Origin of the sequence: Priestia sp. P5, from assembly GCF_029522155.1 — a bacterium.
Lineage (GTDB): Bacteria > Bacillota > Bacilli > Bacillales > Bacillaceae_H > Priestia > Priestia megaterium_E.
In genome coordinates this window covers 1-26,153 of record NZ_JAKWFJ010000010.1, presented here as the reverse complement: position 1 = coordinate 26,153, position 26,153 = coordinate 1, and the positions used below count along the sequence as shown (strand labels likewise).

Genomic DNA, 26,153 nt, shown 5'->3' with positions numbered 1-26,153 from the left:
CCTTTCACCTGCAGCTTGTAATGATATAAACAGCTCTTTTTATTAGCCGCTAACCGCAATAGAATAGAGCTTTGTTCTTATAAAACATCCTGCACTTTCCAATAAATAAAATACCGTACCATTATACCATGTTCTGTTTATTTCTAAGGTAAGACAGCATGAAAAAAGGCAGCAGAAACTGCTACCTTTTCAGTAAATAATGTAAAATAAAGATAATTACGCTTACTGCTCCATTTGACGAGATAAGAAGCTAGCTGCTGTTTCGGCTGCTTTATGCTCTACTTCACCAAGAGACTTATCTTTTGAGAAAATGACCACGGCTCCAATCGGATCTCCATTTGCAATAATCGGACCGATTGTGTAAGAAGAAATATTTTCTTCGTATCCATCGACAAATTCTAGGTTTTTCCCATCAGTTACTAAAGAAGAACTGCGGCTTTCCATAACAGATTCCACTAACGAACTAATGTTTTTATTTAAGTATTCTTTTTTAGAACTTCCTGCTACCGCAATAAATACATCGCGGTCACAAATAAGTACAGGATGACCTAAGCTATCGTACAGCGCTTCGCCATACTCTTTTGCAAAGTCTCCCAATTCACTAATTGGCGAATATTTCTTTAAAATAACTTCTCCATCGCGATCAACGAAAATCTCTAGCGGATCTCCCTCTCGAATGCGAAGCGTTCTTCTAATTTCTTTTGGAATCACAACGCGACCCAAATCATCAATACGACGAACAATACCTGTTGCTTTCATTTATTGAAGCCTCTCTTTCATATGATGATTAAAATAGTTGGTGAATATCACTGATGGCTATATGATAAAAGGTTCACCTTTGTTGAGGTTAGTATTCTTCACTCTACAACTTCTATTCACCAACCATCTCTTTTTTTGTTAAAAAGTGTGCTTTTATTAAAAAAATGTCCAAAAAACCGCCAAAACATGGGGATTTGGGTATTTTTATTTCGGCTATATAAAAAGAAGGCTCAAAAATGAGCCTTCTTTTTAATTCGTAACTTGTTCTTTTTTAACAGTGGCTACTCCTTTTACTAACTGATACACAATATTGAGCCATTCTTTTTGAGCAAGTCCTTTAACATTAACCACTAATTTTACTTTCTTGCCTTCCATACCTAAGCTGACCATTCTGCCAAATTGATCACCTAGCATGAATAATTTTTGGCCGTCTACCGTTGAGCTCGCTTCTTCAGACAGCAGAATAGAAATTTCTTGTTTTGACTGAAGAATAGATTCTACTAAGTTCTGCGTTGCATATACTTTTGTTTCCGCTACTTTAAACAAATACTCAACCTCAGCCGGATACTCTCCAAAACGATCAATCATTTCATCCTGCAATTCCTGAATATCTTCTAGCGCTTCAATTCCTCTAAAGCGCTTATACATCTCAATTTTCAAGCGGCCGTCTGTAATGTACTGATCAGGAATATACGCGTCTAAGTCCAGATTCATTTCTACATTAAATTTCACATTTTCTCCGTCAGACCCGCGTCTTTCCTCTATCGCTTCTTTAAGCATTTGAGAGTAGAGATCGAAACCGACAGAATCGATAAATCCATGCTGCTGAGCGCCTAGTAAGTTTCCGGCGCCACGTATTGAAAGATCACGCATAGCAATTTTAAAACCAGAACCTAATTCGGTGAATTCTTTAATAGCTTGCAGACGCTTTTCAGCTACTTCTGTCAGTACTTTGTCTTTGTGATACGTAAAGTACGCATATGCCACGCGATTTGAACGACCTACACGCCCTCTTAATTGATACAGTTGTGATAATCCCATCTTATCAGCGTTGTTGACAATAAGTGTATTTACATTTGGAATATCTACTCCCGTTTCGATAATGGTTGTACTCACAATCACGTCATATTCGCCTTCTAAAAAGCTTAAAATAACCGCTTCGAGTTCCGTTTCATTCATTTTTCCGTGGGCATACGTTACCCTAGCATCAGGCACAAGCATCGAAATTTCTTCTGCTTTTCGTTCAATATCCTCTACGCGATTATATAAAAAGTAGACTTGGCCATCACGCGCTAACTCACGCTCAATCGCTTCACGAACTAGAACCGGATTATACTCCACTACATATGTTTGAACCGGAAAACGATTTTCAGGCGGCGTTTCAATAACAGACAAATCCCTTACGCCCAACATAGACATATGTAATGTTCGTGGAATAGGTGTTGCTGTAAGTGTAAGGACATCAACGTTTGCTTTCATTTGCTTGATTTTTTCCTTGTGCGTTACACCAAAACGCTGCTCTTCATCGATAACTAACAATCCTAAATCTTTATAAATCACGTCTTTAGATAGTAAACGATGTGTACCAATCACTACATCTACGGTCCCGTTTTTTAGCCCTTTAATTGTTTCTTGCTGCTGTTTACGGCTGCGAAAGCGGCTCAATAGCCCAATGTTGATTGGATAGTCTTGAAAACGCTCACGGATGGTTTCATAATGCTGCTGAGCTAAAATAGTGGTTGGCACTAAAATAGCCACTTGTTTTCCATCTGTCACAGCTTTAAACGCAGCACGAATGGCTACTTCCGTTTTTCCGTATCCAACGTCTCCGCAAAGCAGACGATCCATTGGTCTTTCATGTTCCATATCCTTTTTAATTTCTTGTACAGAACGAAGCTGATCTTCGGTTTCTTGATAAGGGAAAGCTGTTTCAAATTCTCTCTGTAAATCGCCATCCGGAGAAAATGCATAACCTTTACTTGCTTCACGCTCTGCATACAGTTTAATTAAGTCATCAGCGATGTCTTGAACAGAAGACTCAACTTTTCGTTTCACTTTCTTCCAGTCATTTCCGCCAAGTTTATATACTTTTGGCTCTTTCCCTTCAGACCCTACATATTTTTGTACTTGATCAATCTGTTCAACAGGAACGTACAGCTTGTCAGAGCCTTCATATTTGATATGGATATAATCTTTATGATTACCGTTAATCTCTAACGTTTCCATTCCTAAGTAACGGCCGATACCGTGGTTCACGTGAACGACATAGTCACCTACGTTTAACTCTGAATAGCTTTTAATACGCTCTGCATTGGAAAGCTTTTGACGACGCTTTGATTTCTTTACCCGTTTTTTAAACAATTCTTCCTCGGTTAAAACAGCTAATTTTTGCATCGGCAGTTCAAAGCCCATTTGTAAATCGCCTTCAATAATTTGAACAAGACCTGGCACAAGCTGACCATTTCCATCTAAAATAGATGAATCAATATCATAATCTGCTAGCACACCTTCAAGTTTTTTCACGCGCTCTTTATCTGCTCCTAAGAGGACTACCGTATAATTAGCATTTTTCCAACGTTCAATTTCACTTTTTAATAAGTTCATTTGGCCGTAAAACTGCTGCATCTGCTTACATGAAATATTAATAATATTTTGCGGACTCGTATACGATACGTGCTTCAAAAATAACGATAAATATAAAAACTGATGTTTTGCTCGCTGAATAAGAGATGGGAGCTTATGAGATAATTGAACGTCTCGAACAATTTGCCCCTGTCCTAATAATTCGGTTATCCATTCAGCTTCCTCTGTTTCAAGCTGATCAGACGTTTCTTGAATTCGAGTGGTCTCATCAAAGATGACAAGGCCGCCTTCTGGTAAATAATCTAGTAAACTAGCAGGCGATTCGTAGAAGAATGATAAATACTTGAACATATTTTCAAGAAGTTGACCTTGACGCAGCTGTTCAATTTCACCTTTAATATTTTCTGTTAAGGTAGCTTTTAGCGCTGCATTTTTCACTTGTTGCAGCGTCGAAGCCAGCTGTGCTTCTAGTTCTTCAATTCCTTGGGCTACTTCATTTTGGTTCACAATGATTTCCGTAGCAGGGCCAATTGAAATTTCTTTTAACTGCTCTTGAGAGCGTTGATCCTCGATTGTAAAAGTACGAATGGAATCAATCTCCGTATCAAATAGTTCAATTCGGACAGGTAGCTCTTCTGTTAACGGATAAATGTCAATGATTCCTCCGCGCACACTAAACTCACCCGGAGCTGAAACCATTGATGCCCGCTCATAGCCCAACTCAACTAACCTTTTTAAATAATGATCAACGTCGATGTCAATTCCCATTTGAAACGGCAGCTGTGTTTGCTCCCATCTTGCTTTAGGAGGCAGCAGCTTTCGAATTCCTGCAAGCGGTGTTACAACTACTCCACCTGTATGTTGACTCCAATAATTGAGTACTTCAATTCGCTGAGCCTTTAATTCTGGACTTGCAATCCCCACTTCTGTAGCAACTAAATCGTTAACAGGGTATAAGAAAACGTCTTTTTCCGGTAAAAGATGCAAAAGGTCTTCATACACTTTTTGGGCTTGATATAAATTATGGGTCACTACTAATAAGGGGTATTTTTTATCCTCATTTAAGAGTGCCATTAATACAGATCGAGCTGAACCGGAAATTCCCGTTACTAACTGTTCTTTCAAACCTTCTTCTAAACTGCTGACAACAGCTCCAATTTCTTTATTTTCTTCAAATTGCTGTCTAATCCCTCGCAAAGGAATTCCCTCCTCCCATGATATGTCTAAACTAAACAGAAAAACGCTTTGGTTTGAGACCAAAGCTTTTTATTGTATAAATGTTTCGTACTGATGATAGTCTGGATTTCGTTCTAGCGCTTCTTGACAGTCTTCACAAATAATTTTAACCACGATATCTCCACTATTATGGTAGTGAATAAAGTCTTTTCGTTCATCTGCGGTCAGGTGATTAAAACCGAGTGCTTCCGTATTGTGAGCTGTCTTTTCTATCATACCGACTTTTGCGCCACAATGTCTACAGAAATAATGAATAGACATACAAATCCTCCCAAATCTTTTAGTGTTAGTATGGACGATTGAGAGAAATTTTATTCTACTTAATTATAGCGATTCATTACTTCTAAGAACGGTTTACCTAAAAAATCTTCACTCGCGTGTACAGACGTTTTCATCGCTTCTTCCATATGAACCATTTCATCTTCTGTAAAGCGCCCTAGTACGTAATCAACTACTTTCATACCGTTTTGCGGACGATCAATTCCAATACGAATTCGGTTAAATTCTTGGGTTTTTAAATGCTGAATAATTGATTTTATTCCGTTATGGCCGCCTGGACTTCCTTTTGTACGCAATCTTACTTTTCCGCACGGTAAATCTAAGTCATCGTAAATAACAAGCAAGTCTTCGACGTCTATATCAAAATAGTCCATTAAAGGGCGAATACTTTCTCCTGATAAATTCATATATGTTAGAGGCTTTAATAATATGACTTTTTCTCCTTTTATTATACCTGTTCCATATATTCCGTTAAACTTTGTTTTATCTAATGAAATCATAAACTGTTCAGCAATTTTATCAATTGCCATAAATCCTATGTTATGACGAGTTCGGTCATATTCTTTTCCAGGATTCCCTAAACCAACGATTAATTTCAAAATAAATACTCCTTTCCACTCTATGTAAGTTGTACATAATAGGTAAATGTCTTTAATGTTTTACATTACTATATAGTATCACTTTTATTATAATCAATTCACACAAAAAGACGTAACCTTTTGGTTACGTCTTTTTATATTATTCTTCGCTATCTTTTTCTTTTGTTGCTTCAACATCGCCTTCAGCATCCTGAACTTCGCCGCTGTCCGGCTCTTCTTCCTGTTGAGGAGGTAGTACAGAAGCAACTGTATCTTCTGCATCATGCGTAATTTCTAGCTTTTTATCTACCTTAATATCCGCTACTGTGATTGTATCATTAATTCCTAAATCTGATACATCTACATCAATAGATGATGGGATATCTTGCGGCAAGCCTTTTAATGAAATTTCATATAGAGACTGCTGTAATACGCCGCCTTCTTTTGTTCCTTTTGCTTCTCCTACTAGAGATAAAGAAACTTCAGTATCAATTTCTTTCTTCATGTCGACCACTTGGAAATCGGCGTGGACAATTTCGTTTTTTAATGGATCAGTTTGAATATCATGTAACATTACGGAATATTTTTGCTTATCCACTTGTAATGTTAACACTCCATTGCGCCCTGCTTCACGAATAGTCTTAATAAAATCAGCACTGTTTAAGTAAATAGGTGTGGATTCTGTTTTATTTCCGTAAACAACCGCTGGGAAGTTTCCTTCGTCGCGAATCTTTCTATTTGTAGAATTTTTGAAATCCGTTCTTTTATTTGCTTGAATTGAAATACTCATTTTATTCACCTTCCAGTATGTTTTCTACTTAAAATGTACCCTTTTTAGAAGGTTGCTAAACATGAAACCCAGTTTGAACAGTAATATATCTTTGTTCATCCTGTCCAAATCCCTTTAAAACAAAGGATTAGCGCATTTAATTTTTTTCAAAAAAACCTCTTTCCAAATGGAAAGAGGTTCTGTTTATCAATCAAATAACGTACTAACTGATTGCTCTTCGTGAACACGAATAATCGCTTCACCAATTAACGGAGCTACTGAAAGTTCTGTTACTTTACCAATTTTCTTATCTTCTGTTAAAGCAATAGAGTTTGTTACAGCTAGCTCTTTGATTGTAGAGTTTTGAATACGCTCAATTGCAGGGCCTGAAAGCACTGGATGTGTACAACAAGCATATACTTCTTTTGCACCTGCTTCAATTAATGCACTCGCACCAATTGTAATTGTACCGGCTGTATCAATCATGTCATCAATCAAGATTGCTGTTTTTCCTTCCACTTGTCCAACAATGTTCATAACTTCTGCTACGTTTGGACGAGGACGACGTTTGTCAATGATAGCAATCGGCGCTTTTAGACGTTCCGCTAAACGGCGAGCACGCGTTACGCCACCGTGGTCCGGAGATACAACAACAACGTCATCAAGGTTTTTACTCTTGAAGTATTCACCTAAAATTGGAACACCTACTAAATGGTCAATTGGAATATCGAAGAAACCTTGAATTTGAGGAGCATGTAAATCTAATGTGATAATACGAGTAGCTCCCGCTTTTTCAATGATATTTGCTGCTAATTTGGCAGTGATTGGTTCACGTGCACGAGCTTTACGATCCTGACGAGCATAGCCATAGTAAGGCATAACGATGTTAATTGTTTTAGCTGATGCACGTTTTAATGCATCAATCATAATTAATAATTCCATTAAGTGTTCGTTAACCGGAGCACTTGTTGATTGAATGATAAATACATCACAACCACGGATACTTTCTTCAATGTTAATTTGAATTTCACCGTCACTGAAACGATCAACCGAACATTTACCTAATTCCACACCAATTACTTTTGCGATCTCTTCAGCTAAAGCCTTGTTTGAATTTAGCGTAAATAACTTTAAATTTTCATCAGCATATACATTTGACATTTTATTGTGAAACCTCCGTCAGGATTTTTTATTAATATCAAGCTTTTCAGCATAGTTTTCTTTATTTACTTGTTTCGCACGAGCAATTGATAATGCTTTTCCTGGCACATCATCCGTTACGGTTGAACCAGCTGCAACATAGGCACCTTCACCAATTGTTACAGGTGCAATTAAGTTCGAGTTACATCCTACGAATGCCCCATCTTCAATCTTTGTTAAAAATTTATTTTTCCCATCGTAGTTAACTGTAATAGATCCGCATCCTAAGTTTACACCTTTTCCGACCTCTGCGTCTCCAATATAACTTAAATGAGAAGCTTTGCTACCTTTTCCAAAAGATGCTTTTTTAATTTCTACAAAGTTTCCTACGCGCACTTCATCTCCAATTAATGATTGAGGACGAATATGTGCAAATGGGCCAATTGTGACTTCGTGACCAATTTCACTATCGTGAGCAACAGAATGGCGAATAGAAGTATTATTACCTATTTTGCAGTCTTTAATTTCACTGTTAGGTCCTACTTCACAATTCTCTCCAATTACAACTGTTCCTTGAATAACCGTACCAGGATAAATAACCGTATCTCTGCCAATGACAGCATCTGCTGAAATGTACGTGTTAGAAGGATCCACAATCGTCACTCCATTTAACATCTGCTGCTTGTTGATGCGCTTTTTCATTGTTTCTTCTGCTTGAGACAGAGCAAATCGATCATTAACGCCCAATGTTTCAGCAAAATCGGATGTTTGATATGCAGAAATAATTTGACCTTCATTTTTTAGAATTTCGATAACATCAGGTAAATAATACTCTCCCTGTACATTATCATTTGAAACTTTTGAAAGTGTCTCAAATAATTTCTCATTATCAAAACAATACGTACCAGTATTAATTTCCTGTACAAGACGCTCTTGTTCTGTGGCATCTTTATGCTCCACAATCTTTTCAACAGACCCTTGTTCATTTCGAATGATGCGTCCATATCCTGTTGGATCTTCTGCATGAGCTGTTAAAATAGTTGCCATTGCATTTGTTGCTTCATGATGCTTTAATAAAGATTCAATTGTTTCAGCTGTAATAAGCGGAGTATCTCCACATACAACAATTGTCGTACCTTTTTCATGTGCAAGTAAAGATTCTGCTTGCATTACTGCATGAGCTGTTCCTAACTGCTCTTCTTGTAAAGCAAATAAGCTTTTATCTCCAACATGTGATTTCACTTTTTCGGCACCGTGACCTACAACTGTAATTAAATTTGTTAAATCTAAACGTGATAACTGATCAATTACGTGTTGCACCATCGGTTTGCCACACACAGGGTGTAACACTTTATATAAAGATGACTTCATACGTGTACCCTGACCAGCTGCCAATATGACTGCATATCTTTTTGACATAACAGGCCTCCAATTTTACCTTTTTATCCATTAAGAATATTATATCAAAAATGACAGCATTTCAAGGAATCATTTATAAGTCATGAATTTTATTTTTTGGTAATGCTAAAGTTTTACAAAGGTGTGAAATTATATAAGTGGTAATCAAAAAGAAAAGAGCCTACTTTTCAGTAGACTCTTAATGTATCATATGTTTACGAAGCACCCGCTTCTTCGAATTCAACTTCTACCTCACCTAAACGATGATATTCTGCTAAAACAGCATCTTGAATCTTTCCGCGAGTATTTGAATTGATTGGATGTGCAATATCACGGAACTCACCATCCGGTGTACGTTTACTTGGCATGGCTACAAATAAGCCATTATTACCATCAATCACACGAATATCATGAACAACAAATTCACCATCTAATGTGATTGAAGCAATCGCTCTCATACGTCCTTCAGTGTTCACGCGGCGTAATCTTACGTCAGTTACTTCCATCTTGTTCACCACCTTTTTCTATGCGAAGCTTTACATACTTAATTCCACAGAATTTTGTGTTTTCCTGCTATTCAGAAAAAATTTTTAGAAAATTTTCGCAAAAAAAGTGAACAATTGGAAGTTACTTGCTTTTTGTTAGAAATTTGTTAATTTAATTACCCTTTAACGAGCGCAATAACTTCAATTTCAACAAGTACATCTTTAGGTAGTCTCGCTACTTCTACACATGAACGTGCCGGCTTATGGTCCCCGAAGTAGTCGCCATAGACTTCATTTAACGCTGCGAAGTCGTTCATATCTTTAATGAACACGGTTGCCTTTACAACTGTATTTAGAGAAGCTCCAGCTTCTTCAAGAACTGCTTTTAGATTTTCAAATACTTGAGTAGCTTGTACTTGAACATCTCCTTCGACCAACGTACCATCTGGACGAAGTGGAATTTGACCTGAACTGTAAAACAAGTTATTCACAACAATTCCCTGTGAATATGGACCAATAGCTTGCGGTGCATTTTTTGTTTGAACCTGTAACATATGTTCCTCTCCCTTACTTGATCAAATATATTTTAAGTAATTGCCTTCTTGTACACGAATTTGTTTATCTTTGATATTTACATCTGTTAATTGTACAAGGGACACATACTCATCCACTAAACGTTCTTCAATATCTTCTGATTCTACTAAAACTCCAATACCAGCAACAGTTGCATCGAACTCTTCAAGCAAGCTAACCATTCCATTTACAGTACCGCCAGCTTTCATGAAATCATCAATGATGAGTACATTTGACCCCACCGCTAAACTTCTTTTAGCTAACAGCATCGTTTGAATGCGCTTAGATGAACCCGACACGTAGTTAATACTAACGGTCGATCCTTCAGTTACTTTACTGTCTCTGCGCACAATAACAACGGGCACGTCTAAATACTGAGCTACCGCATACGCAATAGGAATACCTTTTGTTGCTACAGTCATCACCACATCGATTTTGCGGTTAGCAAAAAGCGACGCATACAAGCGACCGATTTTATTCACAACGCGGGGGTTCCCTAAAATATCAGTTAAATATAAATATCCACCTGGCAATAAACGCTCAGGTTTTTCAATCAACCCACATAATTCTTGAACAAGCTGACCGGCTTCTTCATTCGTCATCTTTGGAATGAATTTAACTCCGCCGGCAGCCCCTGGTAGCGTAACCAAAGTTCCGATACCCTGCTGTTCAAAAGTTTGTTTAATAATCGCCATATCTTCGCTAATCGATGATTTTGCGGAATCATATTTATCTGCAAAATACGTAAGAGGGATAAGACGCTGAGGGTTTTGAATGAAATAGTTGGTCATATCAATTAATCGTCCACTACGTCGAAACTTCATAACATCCTCCTGAAAATCCGAATATTGTAATGTAAATATAACATTAACATACGGATTTATTCAAGCGTTATTCGTTCACCTAGTAGCCTAACTGCATAAACTTTATCACAAAAGCCACGTAATCCATTATAAATGCGGTGCATACGTGAATCATGCTGTACAAGTCCGAATACAGTTGGCCCACTGCCGCTCATGAGCACAGCATCGGCGCCAAAACGCTTTATTTGTTCTTTAATGAGAGCTACTTCCGGATGCATTTTCAGCGTTACTGCTTCCAATACATTTCCGACAAGGCTACACATTTCATCATAATTTCCTGATTGTATGGCGTGAACCATCTCATCTACTTTAGGATGATCCATCTCTTCAATTTTTAAGTTTCGATATACATCTGCTGTAGAAACACCTATTTCAGGCTTAGCCAAAATCACCCAGCAGCTTGGAGGTGCCTCAATATGCTCTACAATCTCTCCGCGCCCTGTAGCAAGAGCTGTCCCTCCGTACACGCAAAAAGATACGTCAGAGCCAATCTCAGCCCCTATTTCTGCAAGTGTGTCCAATGATAACCCTAATTCCCATAACGTATTTAAACCGCGTAATGTAGCAGCCGCGTCACTGCTGCCTCCAGCTAATCCAGCAGCTACTGGAATATGTTTATCAATTAATATATTTACACCTTTTGAAATGTTATAACGTCGCTTCAAAACCTGCGCTGCCTGATAAGCGAGATTTCGCTGGTCATCTGGAACAAAGCGATTATGAGAATAAATAACAATTCGTCCATCTTCACGGTCAGAAAGTTCAATTCTGTCCGCTAAATCAATTGTTGTCATAATCATCTTAACTTCATGGTAACCATCTGGACGTTTATGTAACACATCAAGTGACAAATTTATTTTAGCCGGTGCTTTCACCATTAATTTCAACTTACTTCACCTACTTCATCTTATCGAGTTTAACGCTATTTTATCATAAAATGAACAAGATATAGCTGTTCATTTAAACATCTTTGTTTAATCCTCTGTTTTCTCTTTCATTTTGGGACAAAAAAACCGAAGCGGTTATACACTTCGGTTTTCCTCATTTCACTTTAAATAATCGTATAAGCATTGATTTTCACTACGCTATTGCTTTAGCTGCTGCTGTGCAAGCTCTACAGCTCGCTTCACCATATTGCCTGCGTCTTTTGCCCGAATAGCGCCCCAGCCTTCTGCTTGTACAGTATCGTAAAAACCAAGTTCTTTAGCCAATTCTTCTTTCAGCTTCGATGACATAATCCCTCTACGCCTTGACATTGCACATGGCTCCTTTACGTATAAAATGAAATTTCAACCTGAATCTCCTCGCTCTTTTACATAAGAAACGCGAGGACGATATGTATAGTATGTATAAAAAATAATGTATATATAATTTGAAAAAAAGACCAATAAAAAAGCAGTAAACCAATGTCCACTGCTCATCACCACTTGCTATATTGCCTATGTCATTCTTAGAAAAATTTTAGTTGCACTGTTTCCGTTAACACATCTGCGTAACTATACGAAACGCGCTCCAAAGAGTTTTCCTCTTGATCTAATTCAACGATAAAAACAGATGGGTACGTTTCTGTTAATACACCTGAACGTTCTACTGTTTTTCTACGACCACCGTTTGCTTTTAAAGTTAATCGTTGGCCTAGGTGCAAATCCAGCGCTTGCTTAATATCAGACAAAGTTTTCGCCATATTGGTCCACCTCACTATGTATAGTATAACACATGTTAGAAAAATAGTCAAAAACATAAAATTATAACAATCTATCTCTAATTGTGTCAATAAATAATTTTCAACATGAATCTACATTTCGCTGTTAGTATGCTCGTTTTTCAACGAAATATGTATATCTTTAGCAAATATTGAAAATGATTTTGTTTAATTAAGCGTATACTTTGGCTTCATACGAAAAAACAACTGGTTGCACATCATGCGTGTACATGCTGTAACCAGTTGTTTTTATTTCTACTCATCGCTTTCATAAGGCATGCCCGTGCGAAGCAGCCCTTTTGTTTCTACTCCTCCTAAACCTTTAGCACCCGTTAATGTATTACGTAAGACGTCCCATACATTAATACGATCCGTGAAAGGAGTAAAACTTAGTTTTGCTACTACATACACAGGGTCAAGAGCATGAATATTTACACGTGAAGGTGAACTAGCAAAGTTTGCTCCAGCTTGAATCAATAATTCAAAATGCGATTGACAGGCACCTGCAAAAATCACCAGCTGATCTAAATTACCAACTCTTTTTCTTGCTTCTTGGACTGTTTGAATATAGTGCTTGGAATGTCTATAAGCAAGAAGATCATCTTTATTTCCTTTTCCTTTGGAATAGGCATCATGACCTGTCAGCACTAGAATATCGGGTCTTACATCCTCAATTAGCTTTCCAACCTTCTCCGGCATTTCTGACTCAACGCAATGAACACCATAAACAGGAACACCAATTTTTTCGTAAACCAACAAACATTTACGTAAATAATTAGGGTCTCCGTCTACGTGCAGGACCTTTCCTGGAATTTGAAATAAGCGATGTGAATGGCTGTATCCATTAGTCATGCTATATTCAGTTTTCTCTCGAACGAGCCGATAATCCTGTTGAATAAGCTCCAAGGATCTTTCTAAAAGTTCTTCTTCTTGTTTTTTTCTTTGATCCTGTTCTTTAGCATCCACAACCTCTAGATCTGTACAAGGAGCGTCGGCAATCAACCGAACGTCTTCTCCTATTAAAGTCGCATATTTCCCCGCTTCGCTGTCGTTAATAGCTATAACACGAAAAAGCAAATCTCTTTGATAAGAAGGTCGTGTAACTATATCACCAATTTTGATGTTCATATGCTTCACTCCGTCTTTGCTACTTCAAAAATAAATTCTCTTCATAGCCTATGACTTCATGATAAAAATGTGATAATTTAGCGAAATGATTTTAAAAGTTGATCACTTAGCTTTCCGAATTCTTGAATAGATAACGTTTCGCCTCTTCGTTTCGGATCAATTTCAGCAGTTGAAAGTGCTTGCTCAATGTCCGCTTTTTTCTGCTTCCCATTTGGCAAGTTGTTCACTAGATTGTTTAAAATTGTTTTTCGACGCTGTCCGAAACTTGCTCGTACAACTTGAAAGAAGAATGCTTCATCTTGTACTTCTACCGCTGGCTTCGGTCTTCTTAACAATCGAATAACAGCTGAGTCTACATTAGGCTGCGGATTAAACACTGTTTTAGGCACAATCATAACCGTCTCAGCCTCTGTATAGTATTGAATCGCAATAGAAAGTGAACCGTACTCTTTTGTTCCCGGTTTAGCTGCTATACGGTCAGCAACTTCTTTTTGAAGCATAACGACGATTCCACGTACCGGAATTTGCTCTTCTAATAATTTCATCAAAATGGGTGTCGTCACGTAATAGGGTAAATTCGCAACGACCATTAAATCTTCTATGTTTTCGAATTCTTGTTCGAGCGTTCCTTTTAAATCCGCTTTTAACACATCTTGATGAATAACTTTTGCATTTGGGTAAGGAGAAAGCGTATCAGCTAAAATCGGAAGCAGACGCTGATCGATTTCAAATGCCAGTACTTTTTTTGCGCGCTTTGCTAGCTGTTCAGTTAAGGCCCCGATACCAGGTCCAATTTCAATAGCTCCCGTTTCTTCTGTTATTTCCGCATGATCAACAATACGATGTAAAATGTTCGTATCAATTAAAAAATTTTGTCCCAAACTCTTTTTAAATGTAAAACCGTATTTCTTTAAAATTTCCTTGGTTCGATTAGGCGTTGCAATATCTTTTAACAAGATCCCTTTTCCTCCTTATTTATCTGCTCAACAGCTCTGATAAAGTCCTCTTTTGAAATTTGGAACATCTGTAAGCGTTTATGGAGCTGCTTTCCGTTGGCATAACCAATTTTTAATAACTTTCCTATTCTTTCACGTCGAGACTTAGCTTTACTATCTCCTATCAAACGAGCTACGATTAAATCCTCTTGAGAAATCTCCATAGCTGCCCCCATCCACTCTTGCTTCACATCTTTTAGTGCTTTTTGAATAGACGCAATAGAAGCATGTTCAACTCCAATACCTTTGCCATTTTTAGGGCGAGCCTCTTCTTTATCTAAAAATGCGTGTTTACATCCTGGAACACGTTCTGAAACAATATTTCGAATTCGCTGTCCCGGATAATCTGGATCTGTAAAAATAATCACGCCTCTTGTTTTTTGAGCTAATTTTACTTTCTCAATGGTTTCTTCATTTACAGCTGATCCATTTGTCTCGATGGTATCCGCATCCACTGCACGTTTAATCGCTACAGTGTCATCTCGGCCTTCTACTACAATAATTTCTTTAATCTTCATTGCTTCCTCCAAAACATTCAGTTTTGTTCATTTGCTTTTCAGTAAAAATGAAATGCTGGTTACTCACATCATTTTTCTTCTATGAAATCAACGTTTTATCTTATTATCAACTAAATTAAAAAGCATCTACCTGTTATTTTAACTGAAAAAGGCAGAGGATAACATTCTCCTCTGCGCCTATCTTTACTTTAACACGAAAATGATTGTTATATGAGAAAAAGTTTTAATCATTAATGCCAAATAGCTTTTTGGCGTTAGCTGTTGTAATATCAGCTAATTCTTCATACGTTATCCCTTTTAACTCTGCAATTTGCTCTGCTACGTATGAAACATAACCAGGTTCATTGCGCTTGCCGCGGAATGGATGAGGAGTTAAATAAGGACAGTCTGTTTCAATTAATAGTTTATCTAAAGGAAGCTCTGTAGCAACTTCTTTTGGTTTTTTCGCATTTTTAAAAGTAACAGGTCCACCAAAAGAAATATACATATTCATATCCATACACTGCTTCGCTACTTCAATACTGCCCGTGAAGCAATGCATAATCCCACCTACTTCTTCTACGTGCTCTTCTTTTAAAATGGTTACCACGTCTTCTGTTGCATCACGATTATGAATAATGATAGGTAAATTCACTTTGCGAGCTAAGCGAATTTGACGGCGAAATACGTCTTTTTGAACTTCTTTAGGTGATTTATCCCAATGGTAGTCTAATCCCATTTCTCCTAAAGCAACAACTTTCGGATGCTGAGCTAACTCTTCAATCCAAGCTAAGTGCTCATCCGTCATATCAACTGCATCTACTGGATGCCATCCTACACTAGCATAGATAAAGTCATACGTTTCAGCTATTTGAATAGCCTTTTTGATGGTAGGTTCATCGAATCCAACAACTACCATGTTTTGAACACCTTTTTCTAACGCACGATTAATTACTTCTTGCAAATCATCTTCATACTGTTCTGCGTTTAAATGAACATGTGTATCAAATAACATCTAATCGATCCTTTCCATGAATAAAAGGGGGTCCTCGCATGTTACACGTGAAACACCCCTTTTACCTATACTTATTTTATCTTCGTGCCATTTGCTAAGTTTTGATCTACGCTTGCTAGTGAAAGACCATTCTCATCTTCACCCGCTAAAATCATTCCTTGTGATAGTTCACCGCGCAGTTTCACAGGTTTTAAGTTGGTTACACAAATTACTTTTCGACCTACTAATTCTTCAGGCTTATAAAACTTGGCAATACCTGATACAACCTGGCGTTTTTCATAGCCAAGATCAAGCTGAAGCTTTAATAGTTTATCTGCCTTTTTAACTGGTTCTACTTGCGTAACTTGCGCTACACGAAGCTCTACTTTCATGAAATCATCAATTGTAATCTCTTCAGAAGGCTCTTCCTTCACAACAGGTTTTTCTTCCTTTGGAGCACTTCCTTGCATCTGCTCTTTAATAAACGCTACCTCTTCTTCTCGATCTAGACGAGGGAACATTGGCTCACCTTTTTCTACTTTTGTGCCTTCTTTAAGCATATTAAAACGCGTAGTGCTTTCCCACGTTTTTAATACATCTTCTTTTACACCAATCTGAGCAAAAATTTTCTCAGGTGTACGTGTTAAGAATGGCTGCAGTAATACCGCAATGTGACGAATTGATTCAGCTAGATGTGTCATAACAGAAGCAAGTTCTGCACGCTTATTCTCATCTTTTGCTAACGCCCAAGGCTGCGTTTCATCAATGTATTTATTCGTGCGGCTTACATATTGCCAGATAGAAGCAAGAGCCACTGAAAACTCCATATCTTCCATCGCTTCTTCATATTTATTCACTGTATCTTTTTGAGCTTGGACGATAAGTGCATCAAACTCTGTTACATTGCCTTCATAAGTCGGAATAACACCATCAAAATACTTATTAATCATCGCCACTGTACGATTAACTAGGTTGCCAAGGTCATTTGCTAAGTCAAAGTTAATACGTTCAACAAACGCTTCTGGTGTGAATACACCGTCTGAACCGAATGGAACTTCACGAAGTAAGTAGTAACGAAGGGCATCTAGTCCATAGCGATCAATCAATGTCACTGGGTCTACTACATTCCCTTTTGACTTCGACATCTTTCCGTCTTTCATTAATAACCAGCCGTGAGCAAATACTTTCTTAGGAAGTGGCAAATCAAGTGCCATCAACATGATTGGCCAATAAATAGTATGGAAACGTACGATTTCTTTTCCTACTAAATGTACGTTAGCCGGCCAATATTTTCGATAGTTTTCATCGTTCTCTGTACCATACCCAAGAGAGGTGATATAGTTAGAAAGCGCATCAATCCATACGTAAATAACGTGTTTTGGGTTACCTGGAACTTTTACCCCCCAATCAAACGTCGTACGAGAAACAGCTAAGTCTTCAAGACCAGGCTTAATAAAATTATTGATCATTTCGTTTTTACGGGACTCTGGTTGAATAAATGAAGGGTTTTCTTCATAAAAAGCTAGTAAACGATCTACGTATTTCCCCATTTTAAAGAAATAGGACTCTTCTCGAACGAGCTCTACAGGGTGTCCGCTATCCGGGCTTTTTCCGCCTACAACTTTTCCATTTTCAACGATTGGATCTACTAGCTGATGCTCTGTATAGTACGTCTCATCGGGAACTGAATACCAACCTTCATACTCATCAAGATAAATGTCACCTTGTTCTAAAAGGCGCGCGAAAATCTTTTCCACGATTTCTTTATGTCTTGGTTCTGTTGTACGGATAAAATCGTCATACGAAATATCCATCTTATCCCACAGCTCTTTGATTCCAGATACAATATCATCTACGTATTGCTGAGGTGTCACGTTTTTCTCTTCTGCTTTTCGCTGAATTTTTTGACCATGTTCATCCGTACCTGTTAAATAACGTACGTCAAACCCTCTCAAACGTTTATAACGAGCCATTGCATCTCCCGCTACCGTCGTGTATGCATGCCCTATATGTAATTTACCACTCGGATAATAAATCGGCGTAGTAATATAAAATGTATTATTTCCATCTGCCATGTTCATAACCTCCAACATTCCATTTCAACATTTTGATTTATATGTACGTAATCATATAAACCCTGTCTTCTTATTCTACTATCTATCATACTATTTTACATGATAATTTCAAAACATTCTCTTCCTATATACACGGGAATATGACGGATTCACTTCATTTTTAAATAATCGTTATTTTTCCAAAAAATAATCCTTTTAATTGTATCAGCTTCGCCCTATTTTTATATAAAATATACCCTCATTCAAAAAGTCACTTTGATGAAAACGACAAATAGGTCTAATTTTGTCGTTTTATGTCGAATTATATTTACCCTATCTTCAAAATAGTTAATATCAAGCTATTTAGACGATTAATCTTTTTTCCAATGAAATCCCTTGTCATTCCTTGACTGACGGTCACAATTAGCTTGTAAACAAGTCGAGAAAAAAATTTTTCCCAGCTACATTTTTTTACATGTAAAATGATTGACTAGTTTTGGAAACGCTGGTATTATGAAAGTACGTTGAAATTGTCGAATAATGACGAAAGTAATAACATAGAAAAATGATTACTGAGAGGAGAACGATTAACATGAAATCTACAGGTATTGTTCGTAAAGTTGATGAATTAGGACGCGTAGTAATTCCAATTGAATTACGTCGTACATTAGGAATTGCAGAGAAAGATGCTCTAGAAATCTATGTAGATGAAGAGCGCATCATCTTAAAAAAATACAAACCAAACATGACTTGCCAAGTAACAGGTGAAGTATCTGATGATAACATTCAACTTGCTAGCGGCAAATTAATTCTAAGCCGTGAAGGTGCAGAACAAATCATGAAAGAACTTCAAGATTCTTTACAAGCTTCTAAATAAAACGAAAAGCTGTCTATGATAGACAGCTTTTTTTAATGTACGTGATATTCACTATAAATGTCTCGCTTTGACACATCTCGGTCTTTTGCTACTTGCTTAATCGCTTCTTTGTTTGAAAGCCCTTCTTCTACATAGTGATCAACATGCTCGATAATGGTGAGCTGCTCCCACCATAGATTACTTTCATCTGGTGCTTCTTCATTTGTCCCTTCAAGAATTAAGCAGAATTCGCCTCTAATATCTGTGGCATTTGTCCATTCAATTGCTTCTAATACGCTTCCTCTTAAAAATTCTTCATAGCGTTTTGTTAACTCTCTACATAACACAATAGATCGGTTCCCTAAAATTTCTTCTATACTCTTTAGCGTTTCTTTTAATCGATGAGGGGCTTCATAAAATATCATGCTTTCCTTAATATACTGAAGCTCTTGAAGCTGTTCTTTACGCTGTTTTTTATTTCTATTTAAAAATCCATAAAAATAAAACTGCCCCGTAGGTAGTCCAGAAGCAATTAAAGCTGTTAATGCTGCGTTAGGCCCCGGCAGCGGAACAACCGTATATCCTTCTTTAACGGCAGCTACCACTAACTCATAACCAGGATCTGAAATACAAGGCATGCCCGCGTCGCTTACTAAAGCAATATTTTTTTCACCGTCTAAGTCGCTTAACAGCTGTTCACTTTTTGTATGTTTATTATGTTCATGATAACTTGTAATAGGCGTATCAATCTCAAAGTGGTTACATAGTTTTTTCGTTTGTCTCGTATCTTCTGCGGCAATATAATCAACTTCTTTTAAAATTCGAATCGCACGAAATGTCATATCCTCTAAGTTTCCAATAGGAGTGGGAACTAAATATAAAACGCCTCGTTCATTTGATACATCATAACTTTTTTGTGATTTCATTCTGCTTTTCTTGCTCCCTTCGAATGTAAGCCTGTTTTTGCACTCTGCTTAACTGTTTGAACCAATACTCTTTTTTCATAGCTTCTGTTTTAGAAGTAAACACCTCATGCCAAATTAATGAAACAGGCCTTCTTGCTCTCGTATATTTTGCCCCTTTCCCTTCATTATGGACAGAAATACGTTTTTGCAAATTATTCGTGTAACCAGCGTAATACGTACAGTCCTTGCATTCAACTACGTAAAAATAATGATTATTTTGTCCCATATAAAATCCTTTTTAATTCATCCGTGTATTCATCATTGTCTTGGTAGACCACCAGCGGAGGAAGAATCTTTAAATCTGGACTTCCATCCTTCGTACCTTCAATTAAAAGTGTATTTGCTTCTTTCCCATCTTTAGGATAGACAAACTGAAGTCTCTTTGGCTCTAAACGGTACTGCCTCATTAACGTAACGATATCTAATAGTCTTCCTGGACGGTGAACTAATGCCACTTTTCCGCCTTGCTTCACTAGTTGGCTGCTGGTTCTAATCACATCTTCCAACGAACAATGAATTTCGTGGCGAGCGATTGCAAAATGTTCGTTTTCATTTATCTCTTCTTTATTGGATGTGGTGAAATAAGGAGGATTACATGTTACAACATCATATTTTCCATAACCCAGTTCTTGAGGCGAATTTTTTAAATCACCATGTATCATTTTAATCTGCCCATCGAGCTGATTATACGCAATACTTCTTTGCGCCATACTGTGTAGCCGTTCTTGAATTTCTACACCAATGATTTTTCCCTTTGTTCGTTTAGATAAAAACAGTGGGATTACACCGTTTCCTGAACATAAATCAACCAAGTTACCTTTACGAATTGGGACATAAGCAAAGTGAGATAAAAGCACAGCATCCAATGAAAAGGAAAAGACAGACGGACTTTGAATAATGCGCATCTCCTCATCGGCTAATAGATAATCTAAACGTTCATCTCCATATAACTCAACCATAGTCGTTCTTCTCCTTGTACATCTATTATTTACATCTTTTACTCATAAAAAGAACCTCTCCAAAAGGGAGAGGTGTTGTTACTTTTTATTTAAAAATGACAAGCAAAACAAACAGTCCCCATCTTTACGCACACTTCCATAATGAATGTTACAAATATGAAAACCCTCTTGGTAAAGGCGAGCCAAATTGTCATATCCTTCTCCGATATCAATTTGTTTTTGCTCTTTTGTTTGAGCGCTTGCTTTTGAATGTCTATTTTTCAGCTTCGTTTCGAAGTTTGTCTGGTCAAGGCGACGGCGCAAATGATCATTTTCTATTTGCAGGTGATGATTTTCTTCAATTAGCTCAGCAAGATGCTCTTTCAACTCACCTAACTGCTTATATAAATGACCAATTTGTTCCTCCATGTTTGTCACCGAATCAAAAATCTCTTTTTTATCCACCTTTGCCCACCTCGTTAATCTGTGGCTTGAAACGAAACAGCACCTTCATTATTGATCTCATCCAGAGTATACTCTAAAATTTGTTCGTGATCTGACAGTTCCACTTGAATAATTCTTTCCAAAATATTCAAACCCACTACACGTCCTGAACCATCTGAAGTTTTAATTGTTGAGCCTATATCAGGAAGCTGTTCTTTTGCCGTTTCATACTCATCATTTTCATATTTTAAACAACACATCAAACGTCCGCATAAACCAGAAATTTTCGTTGGATTAAGCGATAGGTTTTGGTCTTTGGCCATCTTAATAGAAACCGGCTCAAAATCACCTAAAAACGTTGAGCAACATAGCATACGGCCACAAGGACCTATCCCGCCCAACAGTTTTGCCTCGTCTCGTACACCGATTTGACGAAGCTCAATTCGCGTACGGAAAATAGCAGCTAAATCTTTAACTAACTCTCTAAAATCAATACGGCCATCTGCTGTAAAATAAAAAATGACTTTATTACGATCAAACGTATATTCTACATCTACTAACTTCATATCTAAATCGTGTGATTGAATTTTTTGCACGCATACGTCATACGCTTCTCTAGCAGCCTGTTTATTTTCATCCACAATCAGCCTGTCTTTTTGTTCAGCAATGCGGATTACTTTTTTCAAAGGAAGTACGACATCGTGTTCACTTACTTGCTTCTTATTAATAACCACTCTGCCAAATTCAACACCACGAACTGTTTCTACAATAACAAACTCACCATCTGGAATTGTAAGTTCTCCAGGGTCAAAATAATATATTTTTCCCGCTTTTTTAAAGCGAACGCCTACTACATCATACAAGCTTTTATCCCTCCTGCAAATCCAACACCAGCTGTTCCATTAATAACTGTAGATTCATATTTGAATTTAATTTATTTTTGGCCTTCAAGATAACCTCTAAGCGATAAATCGCTTTTTCCTGCGTTGTCTGAAGAGCTTGCTGTTTTAATTCTTCTATTTTATGACGATAGACGATTTTAGACTCTTGTCCAACTTGCAGCGTCAACAAATCACGATAAAGAAGCATCAATAAAGTTAAACCAATATGTGCTTGTTCTTTTTCTTTAAAATGTGTTACCCACTTTTCATGAATAAAAAGAAGAGCTTGTTGAGGTCTCGTTGTTAACACTTCATATAATTGTATCACTAACTTTATTGCAAGTCCAAACCATTCATCTTTACTTAATTCAATTGCTTCATCAATGCTGTTTGTTAAATTAGACAAGATGGACGCATCTACTGCGGAAAGGCCATTTTCTACTAGTTTTTCAGCTAACTGTTCTGGTGTAAGAGATCGAAATGATATTACTTGGCAACGTGAGATAATCGTATCTAATAAGCGCTGTATATTTTCTGTTAATAAAACTGCATAAGTTCCGTTGCCAGGCTCTTCTAAAAATTTCAGTAAACTATTTGCTGCGCTTACTGTCATTTTATCAACATGATTCACAATATATAACTTTTTATTAGATTCAACACCGGTTTTTGTGAATTCTGATTGCAAGAATTGAATTTGCTCTTTTTTAATCGATAGACCAGCTGGCTCAATCAAGTGAATATCTGGATGATTACCTGAATCAATTCGCCGGCAGTTACTGCACTCATGGCATGGCCTATGATTAACTGGATTTTGGCAAAACAGTGCTTTAGCAAACAAAAAACTAATTTGTTTTTTACCTGTTCCTTTGCTTCCTTCAAATAAATAAGCATGAGCAACTCGCTCTTTAAGCAAGCTGTTTTGTAAAATCTTTAATACGTTCGGCTGAAGAGCTTCAAGCTGTTCCCATGTATTTCCCATTCAATCATCACTTTCTATTTAAAATCTTCTCTCTTAAAATTGATGAAATTGATCTACTGGTAGTACGAATACTGTAGCTCCGCCCACTTCAACTTCAACAGGATACGGAATGTATGAATCTGCATTACCGCCCATCGGTGCCACAGGAGAAATCATCTGTCTGCGGTTTTCACATTGGCCCTTAATAATATCAAGTACTTCATCTACTTTATGATCATCTGTACCAATCATAATTGTTGTATTCCCTGATTTTAAAAATCCGCCCGTACTTGATAATTTGGTTGAACGAAACCCTCTTTCTACAAGTGCATTTAAAAGCTTTGAGCTATCTGAATCTTGAATAACGGCCATTACTAATTTCATGAATAACACCTCATTTTACTTTTTTGTTAAGAATAGTATAGCAAGAATAACGATCATCTGTATTTATTTTAAAATCAATTTTATTTGTTTATAAGCTTCTTCACAGACTTTTTCAACGGATTGATTTGCATCAATTCGTCGAATACGCTCTGGAAATTCACTCAAAAGAGATAAATATCCATCTCGTACTTTGTAATGAAAGTCTAAGGATTCTAAATCTAATCGATTAATCTCATCTTTTCGACCTTTATTAATTCTTTCTAACCCTACCTCAGGCTCAATGTCAAAATATAAAGTGGCCTGTGGCATCGTTTGCTCAATAGCAAATTGATTGATAGCAAAAATATCTTCTACGCCTATACCCCGCGCATTTCCTTGATAAGCAAGTGAGCTATCAATAAAACGGTCGCATAATACTATATTCCCTTTATTTAGCTCAGGAATCACTTTTTCTACAAGATGTTGTCTTCTAGCCGCAGCATAAAGAAGTGCTTCGGTTCTGGCATCCATTTCCGTATTAGATGGATTTAAGATGATTTCACGAATTTGTTCAGCAATTCGTATGCCTCCAGGCTCTCTTGTTAATACAATATTATAGCCCTCTTGTATTAATTTTTGTTGAACCATATGGATGATCGTCGTCTTACCAGCACCTTCTGACCCTTCGAATGTAATAAACGTTCCTGACATGTATAAATTCCTTTCTCTATTTAAATACTTCTATCTTTCCTTCTTCCATACAAGAGCCGCCCTGAATATGACCATTTAACCTTTGAATATGCAAAATATAGTCAATATGATTGCTCGTAATCGTTTCTCCCTCCATTAAAATAGGAATTCCAGGAGGATATGGAATAACAGATTGTGCACTTACACGCCCAATCGCTTCTTCAAACGAACACATATGCTTTGATCTTAGTTTTCTTTCTTCCATAGGCAGGAGAACCGTTGCTCTTGAAAAACGAAATGGTTTGATTAGTGGTTTTTCATATGACTTACGCTGTATATTCTCTACTGCTTGTCTAACCCGCTTAATTGTATCATTAAAATCCCATCTGCTGCTTAAAGGTAGAACAAACAATACATAGTTAACGTCAGCTAGTTCTGTATAAATATCTTGCTTTTCCAGTTCCTTTTGCAAATGATATCCTGTTGCAGCCGAACAAGTCAACGTCATTTTCAAAAGGTCGGTAACAGTTTGATCTGTTTCCACATCAATAGTTGAAAGTGTATCAATCTCATTAATCTTTTCAACAAACGAATGAATATTGTCAGTCATTCTATCAATATCATGCTGAGTAAACTGCTGCAGATAATACCTTGCTAAATCGAGAGAAGCCATAATAGGGTATGAGGGACTGCTTGACTGCAGTACTTGTAGGTAATGCCGAACGCTTTGCTTATTTATCAACGTCCCCTGCATATGTAAATAAGAACCCATAGTCATAGCTGGCAGCGTTTTATGTGCTGACTGAACAACAAGATCCGCTCCATACGTAACAGCTGACGACGGAAAAGGATTACCTAAAATAAAGTGGGCTCCATGAGCTTCATCAATAATTATAGGAATATTGTAGCCATGAATAAAATCAATGATCTCCTTTAAATCTCGCGCTACCCCGTAGTAAGTAGGATTTGTTAATACAAATGCTTTTATATCCTGAGAACCCTCTAAAGCTGCTTTAATTGTTTTAATGGATACACCTGTACTAAGATGTGTTTTTGAATCTATTTCAGGAGCTAAAAAAATAGGTGATGCCTTTGATAAAGCAATAGCATTAAAAATAGATTTATGAGAATCTCTTTGAACAGCAATTTTATCTCCTTCTTGACAAAGAGATAAAATCGCGGCGAGATTGCCTACAGTAGAACCATTAACTAAAAAAAAGCTTTCATCTACTCCATACAACTTTGCCGTTAACTCTTGTGCTTCTTTAATAACAGATTCTGCTTCATGTAAATCATCTAATCCGCTAATTTCTGTTAGATCATATTGCAAAAAGTCTGCGTAAGAAGACTGAATATGTGAAGGTAGAATTTGACCATTTTTATGGCCGGGCACGTGATAAGAGAGTGACCTCTTTTCGCTGTGCCTTACTAAACGGTTATATAAAGGTAAATATGTATCCATACATCCATTCCTTACTTTTTGTAAATATAACATTGTTAACTTGATAAAAGAATATGTAAGTATTTTTCCTATCAAAATTGATTTTTCTTTCATTATAACAAACTTAGTTGATTTTTTTGAGCCATATAAAGAAGCCCTTATAAAAAAGGGCTTTTAGTAAGAAAACGCTCCTGATATTCTCTTTAATTGATCTACTAACAATTGATAACGAAAATGAGATGAATCCACCTCTACAATCTCTATCTCGCAGTGTTGGCATATAAAGCTGGAAAACACCTCAATACCCTTTGTATGCTGTTCATGACAAACGGAACATGTTTTAATTTGTTTTTCCATTACTCTCCACCTCCACTAATTAAGTATCGACAAGATGTAACGTCTTTATGCAGTTCATTTACCCCATTTTATGTAGATAGCTTATACTCTGTGAATAATAAAAAAAGGACTAGCTAAAATAGCTAGTCCTTTTTCAGGTGCCTGGCAACGTCCTACTCTCACAGGGACAAAGTCCCAACTACCATTGGCGCTAAAGAGCTTAACTTCCGTGTTCGGTATGGGAACGG

The 26,153-nt window shown here is 37.1% G+C and carries 29 protein-coding genes and 1 rRNA gene; 1 reads left to right on the top strand and 29 read right to left on the bottom strand.

Going from position 1 to position 26,153, the window contains the following annotated elements:
* Nucleotides 1–222 precede the first annotated feature (222 nt).
* The 18 genes from spoVT to metG all read right to left on the bottom strand — a co-directional run bounded on the left by spoVT (nt 223) and on the right by metG (nt 18,054).
* Complete coding sequence (gene spoVT / locus MMB69_RS26635; protein WP_013054872.1) at nt 223–759, bottom strand: stage V sporulation protein T; 537 nt, start codon at nt 757–759, stop codon at nt 223–225.
* Nucleotides 760–1,008: 249 nt separating this feature from the next.
* Complete coding sequence (gene mfd / locus MMB69_RS26630; RefSeq protein ID WP_043979015.1) at nt 1,009–4,539, bottom strand: transcription-repair coupling factor; 3,531 nt, start codon at nt 4,537–4,539, stop codon at nt 1,009–1,011.
* Nucleotides 4,540–4,608: 69 nt separating this feature from the next.
* Nucleotides 4,609–4,839 (bottom strand): anti-sigma-F factor Fin, encoded by a 231-nt coding sequence (gene fin / locus MMB69_RS26625; RefSeq protein ID WP_013054869.1) that lies wholly within the window; start codon nt 4,837–4,839, stop codon nt 4,609–4,611.
* Between the two features lie 59 nt (nt 4,840–4,898).
* Nucleotides 4,899–5,456, bottom strand: coding sequence for an aminoacyl-tRNA hydrolase (gene pth / locus MMB69_RS26620; RefSeq protein WP_129705643.1), 558 nt, complete (start codon nt 5,454–5,456; stop codon nt 4,899–4,901).
* A gap of 139 nt (nt 5,457–5,595) precedes the next feature.
* The gene (locus tag MMB69_RS26615) at nt 5,596–6,225 is read right to left on the bottom strand and encodes a 50S ribosomal protein L25/general stress protein Ctc (protein WP_014462058.1); all 630 of its coding nucleotides are present in this window, start codon (nt 6,223–6,225) and stop codon (nt 5,596–5,598) included.
* 186 nt (nt 6,226–6,411) lie between these two features.
* On the bottom strand, nt 6,412–7,365 hold the full coding sequence (locus tag MMB69_RS26610) for a ribose-phosphate diphosphokinase (RefSeq protein ID WP_014462059.1): 954 nt from the start codon (nt 7,363–7,365) through the stop codon (nt 6,412–6,414).
* Nucleotides 7,366–7,383: 18 nt separating this feature from the next.
* Complete coding sequence (gene glmU, locus MMB69_RS26605) at nt 7,384–8,763, bottom strand: bifunctional UDP-N-acetylglucosamine diphosphorylase/glucosamine-1-phosphate N-acetyltransferase GlmU (protein ID WP_221785740.1); 1,380 nt, start codon at nt 8,761–8,763, stop codon at nt 7,384–7,386.
* A 194-nt stretch (nt 8,764–8,957) separates the two neighbouring features.
* On the bottom strand, nt 8,958–9,248 hold the full coding sequence (gene spoVG / locus MMB69_RS26600) for a septation regulator SpoVG (protein WP_013054864.1): 291 nt from the start codon (nt 9,246–9,248) through the stop codon (nt 8,958–8,960).
* Nucleotides 9,249–9,403: 155 nt separating this feature from the next.
* Nucleotides 9,404–9,781 carry a RidA family protein gene (locus MMB69_RS26595; protein WP_013054863.1) on the bottom strand — a complete coding sequence of 126 codons (378 nt, stop codon included), beginning with the start codon at nt 9,779–9,781 and terminating at the stop codon, nt 9,404–9,406.
* A gap of 21 nt (nt 9,782–9,802) precedes the next feature.
* On the bottom strand, nt 9,803–10,624 hold the full coding sequence (purR, locus tag MMB69_RS26590; protein ID WP_013054862.1) for a pur operon repressor: 822 nt from the start codon (nt 10,622–10,624) through the stop codon (nt 9,803–9,805).
* 56 nt (nt 10,625–10,680) lie between these two features.
* Nucleotides 10,681–11,550, bottom strand: a complete 870-nt coding sequence (gene ispE, locus MMB69_RS26585; RefSeq protein ID WP_221785741.1) for a 4-(cytidine 5'-diphospho)-2-C-methyl-D-erythritol kinase — start codon at nt 11,548–11,550, stop codon at nt 10,681–10,683.
* Between the two features lie 198 nt (nt 11,551–11,748).
* A complete protein-coding gene (locus MMB69_RS26580) occupies nt 11,749–11,919 on the bottom strand; it encodes a small, acid-soluble spore protein, alpha/beta type (RefSeq protein ID WP_013054860.1) in 171 nt (56 codons plus the stop codon).
* A 194-nt stretch (nt 11,920–12,113) separates the two neighbouring features.
* Complete coding sequence (gene veg, locus MMB69_RS26575; RefSeq protein ID WP_013054859.1) at nt 12,114–12,347, bottom strand: biofilm formation stimulator Veg; 234 nt, start codon at nt 12,345–12,347, stop codon at nt 12,114–12,116.
* A 273-nt stretch (nt 12,348–12,620) separates the two neighbouring features.
* Nucleotides 12,621–13,493 (bottom strand): sporulation peptidase YabG, encoded by an 873-nt coding sequence (gene yabG / locus MMB69_RS26570; RefSeq protein ID WP_025601509.1) that lies wholly within the window; start codon nt 13,491–13,493, stop codon nt 12,621–12,623.
* 77 nt (nt 13,494–13,570) lie between these two features.
* The gene (rsmA, locus tag MMB69_RS26565) at nt 13,571–14,449 is read right to left on the bottom strand and encodes a 16S rRNA (adenine(1518)-N(6)/adenine(1519)-N(6))-dimethyltransferase RsmA (protein ID WP_028410352.1); all 879 of its coding nucleotides are present in this window, start codon (nt 14,447–14,449) and stop codon (nt 13,571–13,573) included.
* Complete coding sequence (gene rnmV / locus MMB69_RS26560) at nt 14,443–15,006, bottom strand: ribonuclease M5 (protein WP_013081337.1); 564 nt, start codon at nt 15,004–15,006, stop codon at nt 14,443–14,445. Before rnmV ends, rsmA begins: the two co-directional genes overlap by 7 nt.
* 223 nt (nt 15,007–15,229) lie before the next feature.
* Nucleotides 15,230–16,000, bottom strand: coding sequence for a TatD family hydrolase (locus MMB69_RS26555; RefSeq protein ID WP_057237546.1), 771 nt, complete (start codon nt 15,998–16,000; stop codon nt 15,230–15,232).
* A gap of 71 nt (nt 16,001–16,071) precedes the next feature.
* Complete coding sequence (metG, locus tag MMB69_RS26550; RefSeq protein WP_014462067.1) at nt 16,072–18,054, bottom strand: methionine--tRNA ligase; 1,983 nt, start codon at nt 18,052–18,054, stop codon at nt 16,072–16,074.
* A 565-nt stretch (nt 18,055–18,619) separates the two neighbouring features.
* Between metG and MMB69_RS26545 the strand changes: the two genes are divergently transcribed.
* Nucleotides 18,620–18,910: an AbrB/MazE/SpoVT family DNA-binding domain-containing protein gene (locus tag MMB69_RS26545; protein ID WP_170836841.1), complete on the top strand. Its 291-nt coding sequence runs from the start codon at nt 18,620–18,622 to the stop codon at nt 18,908–18,910.
* A gap of 32 nt (nt 18,911–18,942) precedes the next feature.
* On the opposite strand, the gene rsmI is transcribed toward MMB69_RS26545, so the two are convergent.
* The 11 genes from rsmI to rrf form a co-directional block, all read right to left on the bottom strand.
* Nucleotides 18,943–19,815, bottom strand: a complete 873-nt coding sequence (gene rsmI, locus MMB69_RS26540) for a 16S rRNA (cytidine(1402)-2'-O)-methyltransferase (protein WP_028410355.1) — start codon at nt 19,813–19,815, stop codon at nt 18,943–18,945.
* A complete protein-coding gene (locus MMB69_RS26535; protein ID WP_221785742.1) occupies nt 19,793–20,080 on the bottom strand; it encodes a GIY-YIG nuclease family protein in 288 nt (95 codons plus the stop codon). The genes rsmI and MMB69_RS26535 overlap by 23 nt, the downstream gene beginning before the upstream one ends.
* Complete coding sequence (locus tag MMB69_RS26530; RefSeq protein WP_221785743.1) at nt 20,067–20,813, bottom strand: tRNA1(Val) (adenine(37)-N6)-methyltransferase; 747 nt, start codon at nt 20,811–20,813, stop codon at nt 20,067–20,069. Before MMB69_RS26530 ends, MMB69_RS26535 begins: the two co-directional genes overlap by 14 nt.
* 78 nt (nt 20,814–20,891) lie before the next feature.
* Nucleotides 20,892–21,257 carry a DNA replication initiation control protein YabA gene (gene yabA, locus MMB69_RS26525; RefSeq protein WP_013054848.1) on the bottom strand — a complete coding sequence of 122 codons (366 nt, stop codon included), beginning with the start codon at nt 21,255–21,257 and terminating at the stop codon, nt 20,892–20,894.
* 14 nt (nt 21,258–21,271) lie between these two features.
* The gene (locus tag MMB69_RS26520) at nt 21,272–22,099 is read right to left on the bottom strand and encodes a PSP1 domain-containing protein (protein WP_013054847.1); all 828 of its coding nucleotides are present in this window, start codon (nt 22,097–22,099) and stop codon (nt 21,272–21,274) included.
* Nucleotides 22,100–22,103: 4 nt separating this feature from the next.
* Nucleotides 22,104–23,096 (bottom strand): DNA polymerase III subunit delta', encoded by a 993-nt coding sequence (holB, locus tag MMB69_RS26515; protein WP_025753146.1) that lies wholly within the window; start codon nt 23,094–23,096, stop codon nt 22,104–22,106.
* A 33-nt stretch (nt 23,097–23,129) separates the two neighbouring features.
* The gene (locus tag MMB69_RS26510; RefSeq protein ID WP_013054845.1) at nt 23,130–23,459 is read right to left on the bottom strand and encodes a cyclic-di-AMP receptor; all 330 of its coding nucleotides are present in this window, start codon (nt 23,457–23,459) and stop codon (nt 23,130–23,132) included.
* Nucleotides 23,460–23,522: 63 nt separating this feature from the next.
* Nucleotides 23,523–24,149 (bottom strand): dTMP kinase, encoded by a 627-nt coding sequence (tmk, locus tag MMB69_RS26505; RefSeq protein ID WP_277448700.1) that lies wholly within the window; start codon nt 24,147–24,149, stop codon nt 23,523–23,525.
* 16 nt (nt 24,150–24,165) lie between these two features.
* Nucleotides 24,166–25,590, bottom strand: coding sequence for an aminotransferase class I/II-fold pyridoxal phosphate-dependent enzyme (locus MMB69_RS26500; RefSeq protein ID WP_221785744.1), 1,425 nt, complete (start codon nt 25,588–25,590; stop codon nt 24,166–24,168).
* 153 nt (nt 25,591–25,743) lie between these two features.
* Nucleotides 25,744–25,926 carry a sigma factor G inhibitor Gin gene (locus MMB69_RS26495; RefSeq protein ID WP_025753140.1) on the bottom strand — a complete coding sequence of 61 codons (183 nt, stop codon included), beginning with the start codon at nt 25,924–25,926 and terminating at the stop codon, nt 25,744–25,746.
* Nucleotides 25,927–26,065: 139 nt separating this feature from the next.
* Nucleotides 26,066–26,153 (bottom strand): 5S ribosomal RNA (gene rrf / locus MMB69_RS26490); the annotation flags it as partial.

What these genes read in the sequence shown, in the direction of transcription:
- yabG (WP_025601509.1), bottom strand. Translation starts at nt 13,493, where the DNA reads ATGAACATCAAAATTGGTGATATAGTTACACGACCTTCTTATCAAAGA.
- rsmI (WP_028410355.1), bottom strand. Translation starts at nt 19,815, where the DNA reads ATGAAATCACAAAAAAGTTATGATGTATCAAATGAACGAGGCGTTTTA.
- MMB69_RS26535 (WP_221785742.1), bottom strand. Translation starts at nt 20,080, where the DNA reads ATGGGACAAAATAATCATTATTTTTACGTAGTTGAATGCAAGGACTGT.
- MMB69_RS26510 (WP_013054845.1), bottom strand. Translation starts at nt 23,459, where the DNA reads ATGAAATTAGTAATGGCCGTTATTCAAGATTCAGATAGCTCAAAGCTT.
- MMB69_RS26555 (WP_057237546.1), bottom strand. Translation starts at nt 16,000, where the DNA reads ATGTTATTTGATACACATGTTCATTTAAACGCAGAACAGTATGAAGAT.
- metG (WP_014462067.1), bottom strand. Translation starts at nt 18,054, where the DNA reads ATGGCAGATGGAAATAATACATTTTATATTACTACGCCGATTTATTAT.
- MMB69_RS26500 (WP_221785744.1), bottom strand. Translation starts at nt 25,590, where the DNA reads ATGGATACATATTTACCTTTATATAACCGTTTAGTAAGGCACAGCGAA.
- spoVT (WP_013054872.1), bottom strand. Translation starts at nt 759, where the DNA reads ATGAAAGCAACAGGTATTGTTCGTCGTATTGATGATTTGGGTCGCGTT.
- rnmV (WP_013081337.1), bottom strand. Translation starts at nt 15,006, where the DNA reads ATGAAGATTAAAGAAATTATTGTAGTAGAAGGCCGAGATGACACTGTA.
- MMB69_RS26610 (WP_014462059.1), bottom strand. Translation starts at nt 7,365, where the DNA reads ATGTCAAATGTATATGCTGATGAAAATTTAAAGTTATTTACGCTAAAT.
- MMB69_RS26615 (WP_014462058.1), bottom strand. Translation starts at nt 6,225, where the DNA reads ATGAGTATTTCAATTCAAGCAAATAAAAGAACGGATTTCAAAAATTCT.
- holB (WP_025753146.1), bottom strand. Translation starts at nt 23,096, where the DNA reads ATGGGAAATACATGGGAACAGCTTGAAGCTCTTCAGCCGAACGTATTA.
- spoVG (WP_013054864.1), bottom strand. Translation starts at nt 9,248, where the DNA reads ATGGAAGTAACTGACGTAAGATTACGCCGCGTGAACACTGAAGGACGT.
- veg (WP_013054859.1), bottom strand. Translation starts at nt 12,347, where the DNA reads ATGGCGAAAACTTTGTCTGATATTAAGCAAGCGCTGGATTTGCACCTA.
- MMB69_RS26495 (WP_025753140.1), bottom strand. Translation starts at nt 25,926, where the DNA reads ATGGAAAAACAAATTAAAACATGTTCCGTTTGTCATGAACAGCATACA.
- MMB69_RS26580 (WP_013054860.1), bottom strand. Translation starts at nt 11,919, where the DNA reads ATGTCAAGGCGTAGAGGGATTATGTCATCGAAGCTGAAAGAAGAATTG.
- MMB69_RS26595 (WP_013054863.1), bottom strand. Translation starts at nt 9,781, where the DNA reads ATGTTACAGGTTCAAACAAAAAATGCACCGCAAGCTATTGGTCCATAT.
- purR (WP_013054862.1), bottom strand. Translation starts at nt 10,624, where the DNA reads ATGAAGTTTCGACGTAGTGGACGATTAATTGATATGACCAACTATTTC.
- MMB69_RS26530 (WP_221785743.1), bottom strand. Translation starts at nt 20,813, where the DNA reads ATGGTTGAGTTATATGGAGATGAACGTTTAGATTATCTATTAGCCGAT.
- fin (WP_013054869.1), bottom strand. Translation starts at nt 4,839, where the DNA reads ATGTCTATTCATTATTTCTGTAGACATTGTGGCGCAAAAGTCGGTATG.
- tmk (WP_277448700.1), bottom strand. Translation starts at nt 24,149, where the DNA reads ATGTCAGGAACGTTTATTACATTCGAAGGGTCAGAAGGTGCTGGTAAG.
- glmU (WP_221785740.1), bottom strand. Translation starts at nt 8,763, where the DNA reads ATGTCAAAAAGATATGCAGTCATATTGGCAGCTGGTCAGGGTACACGT.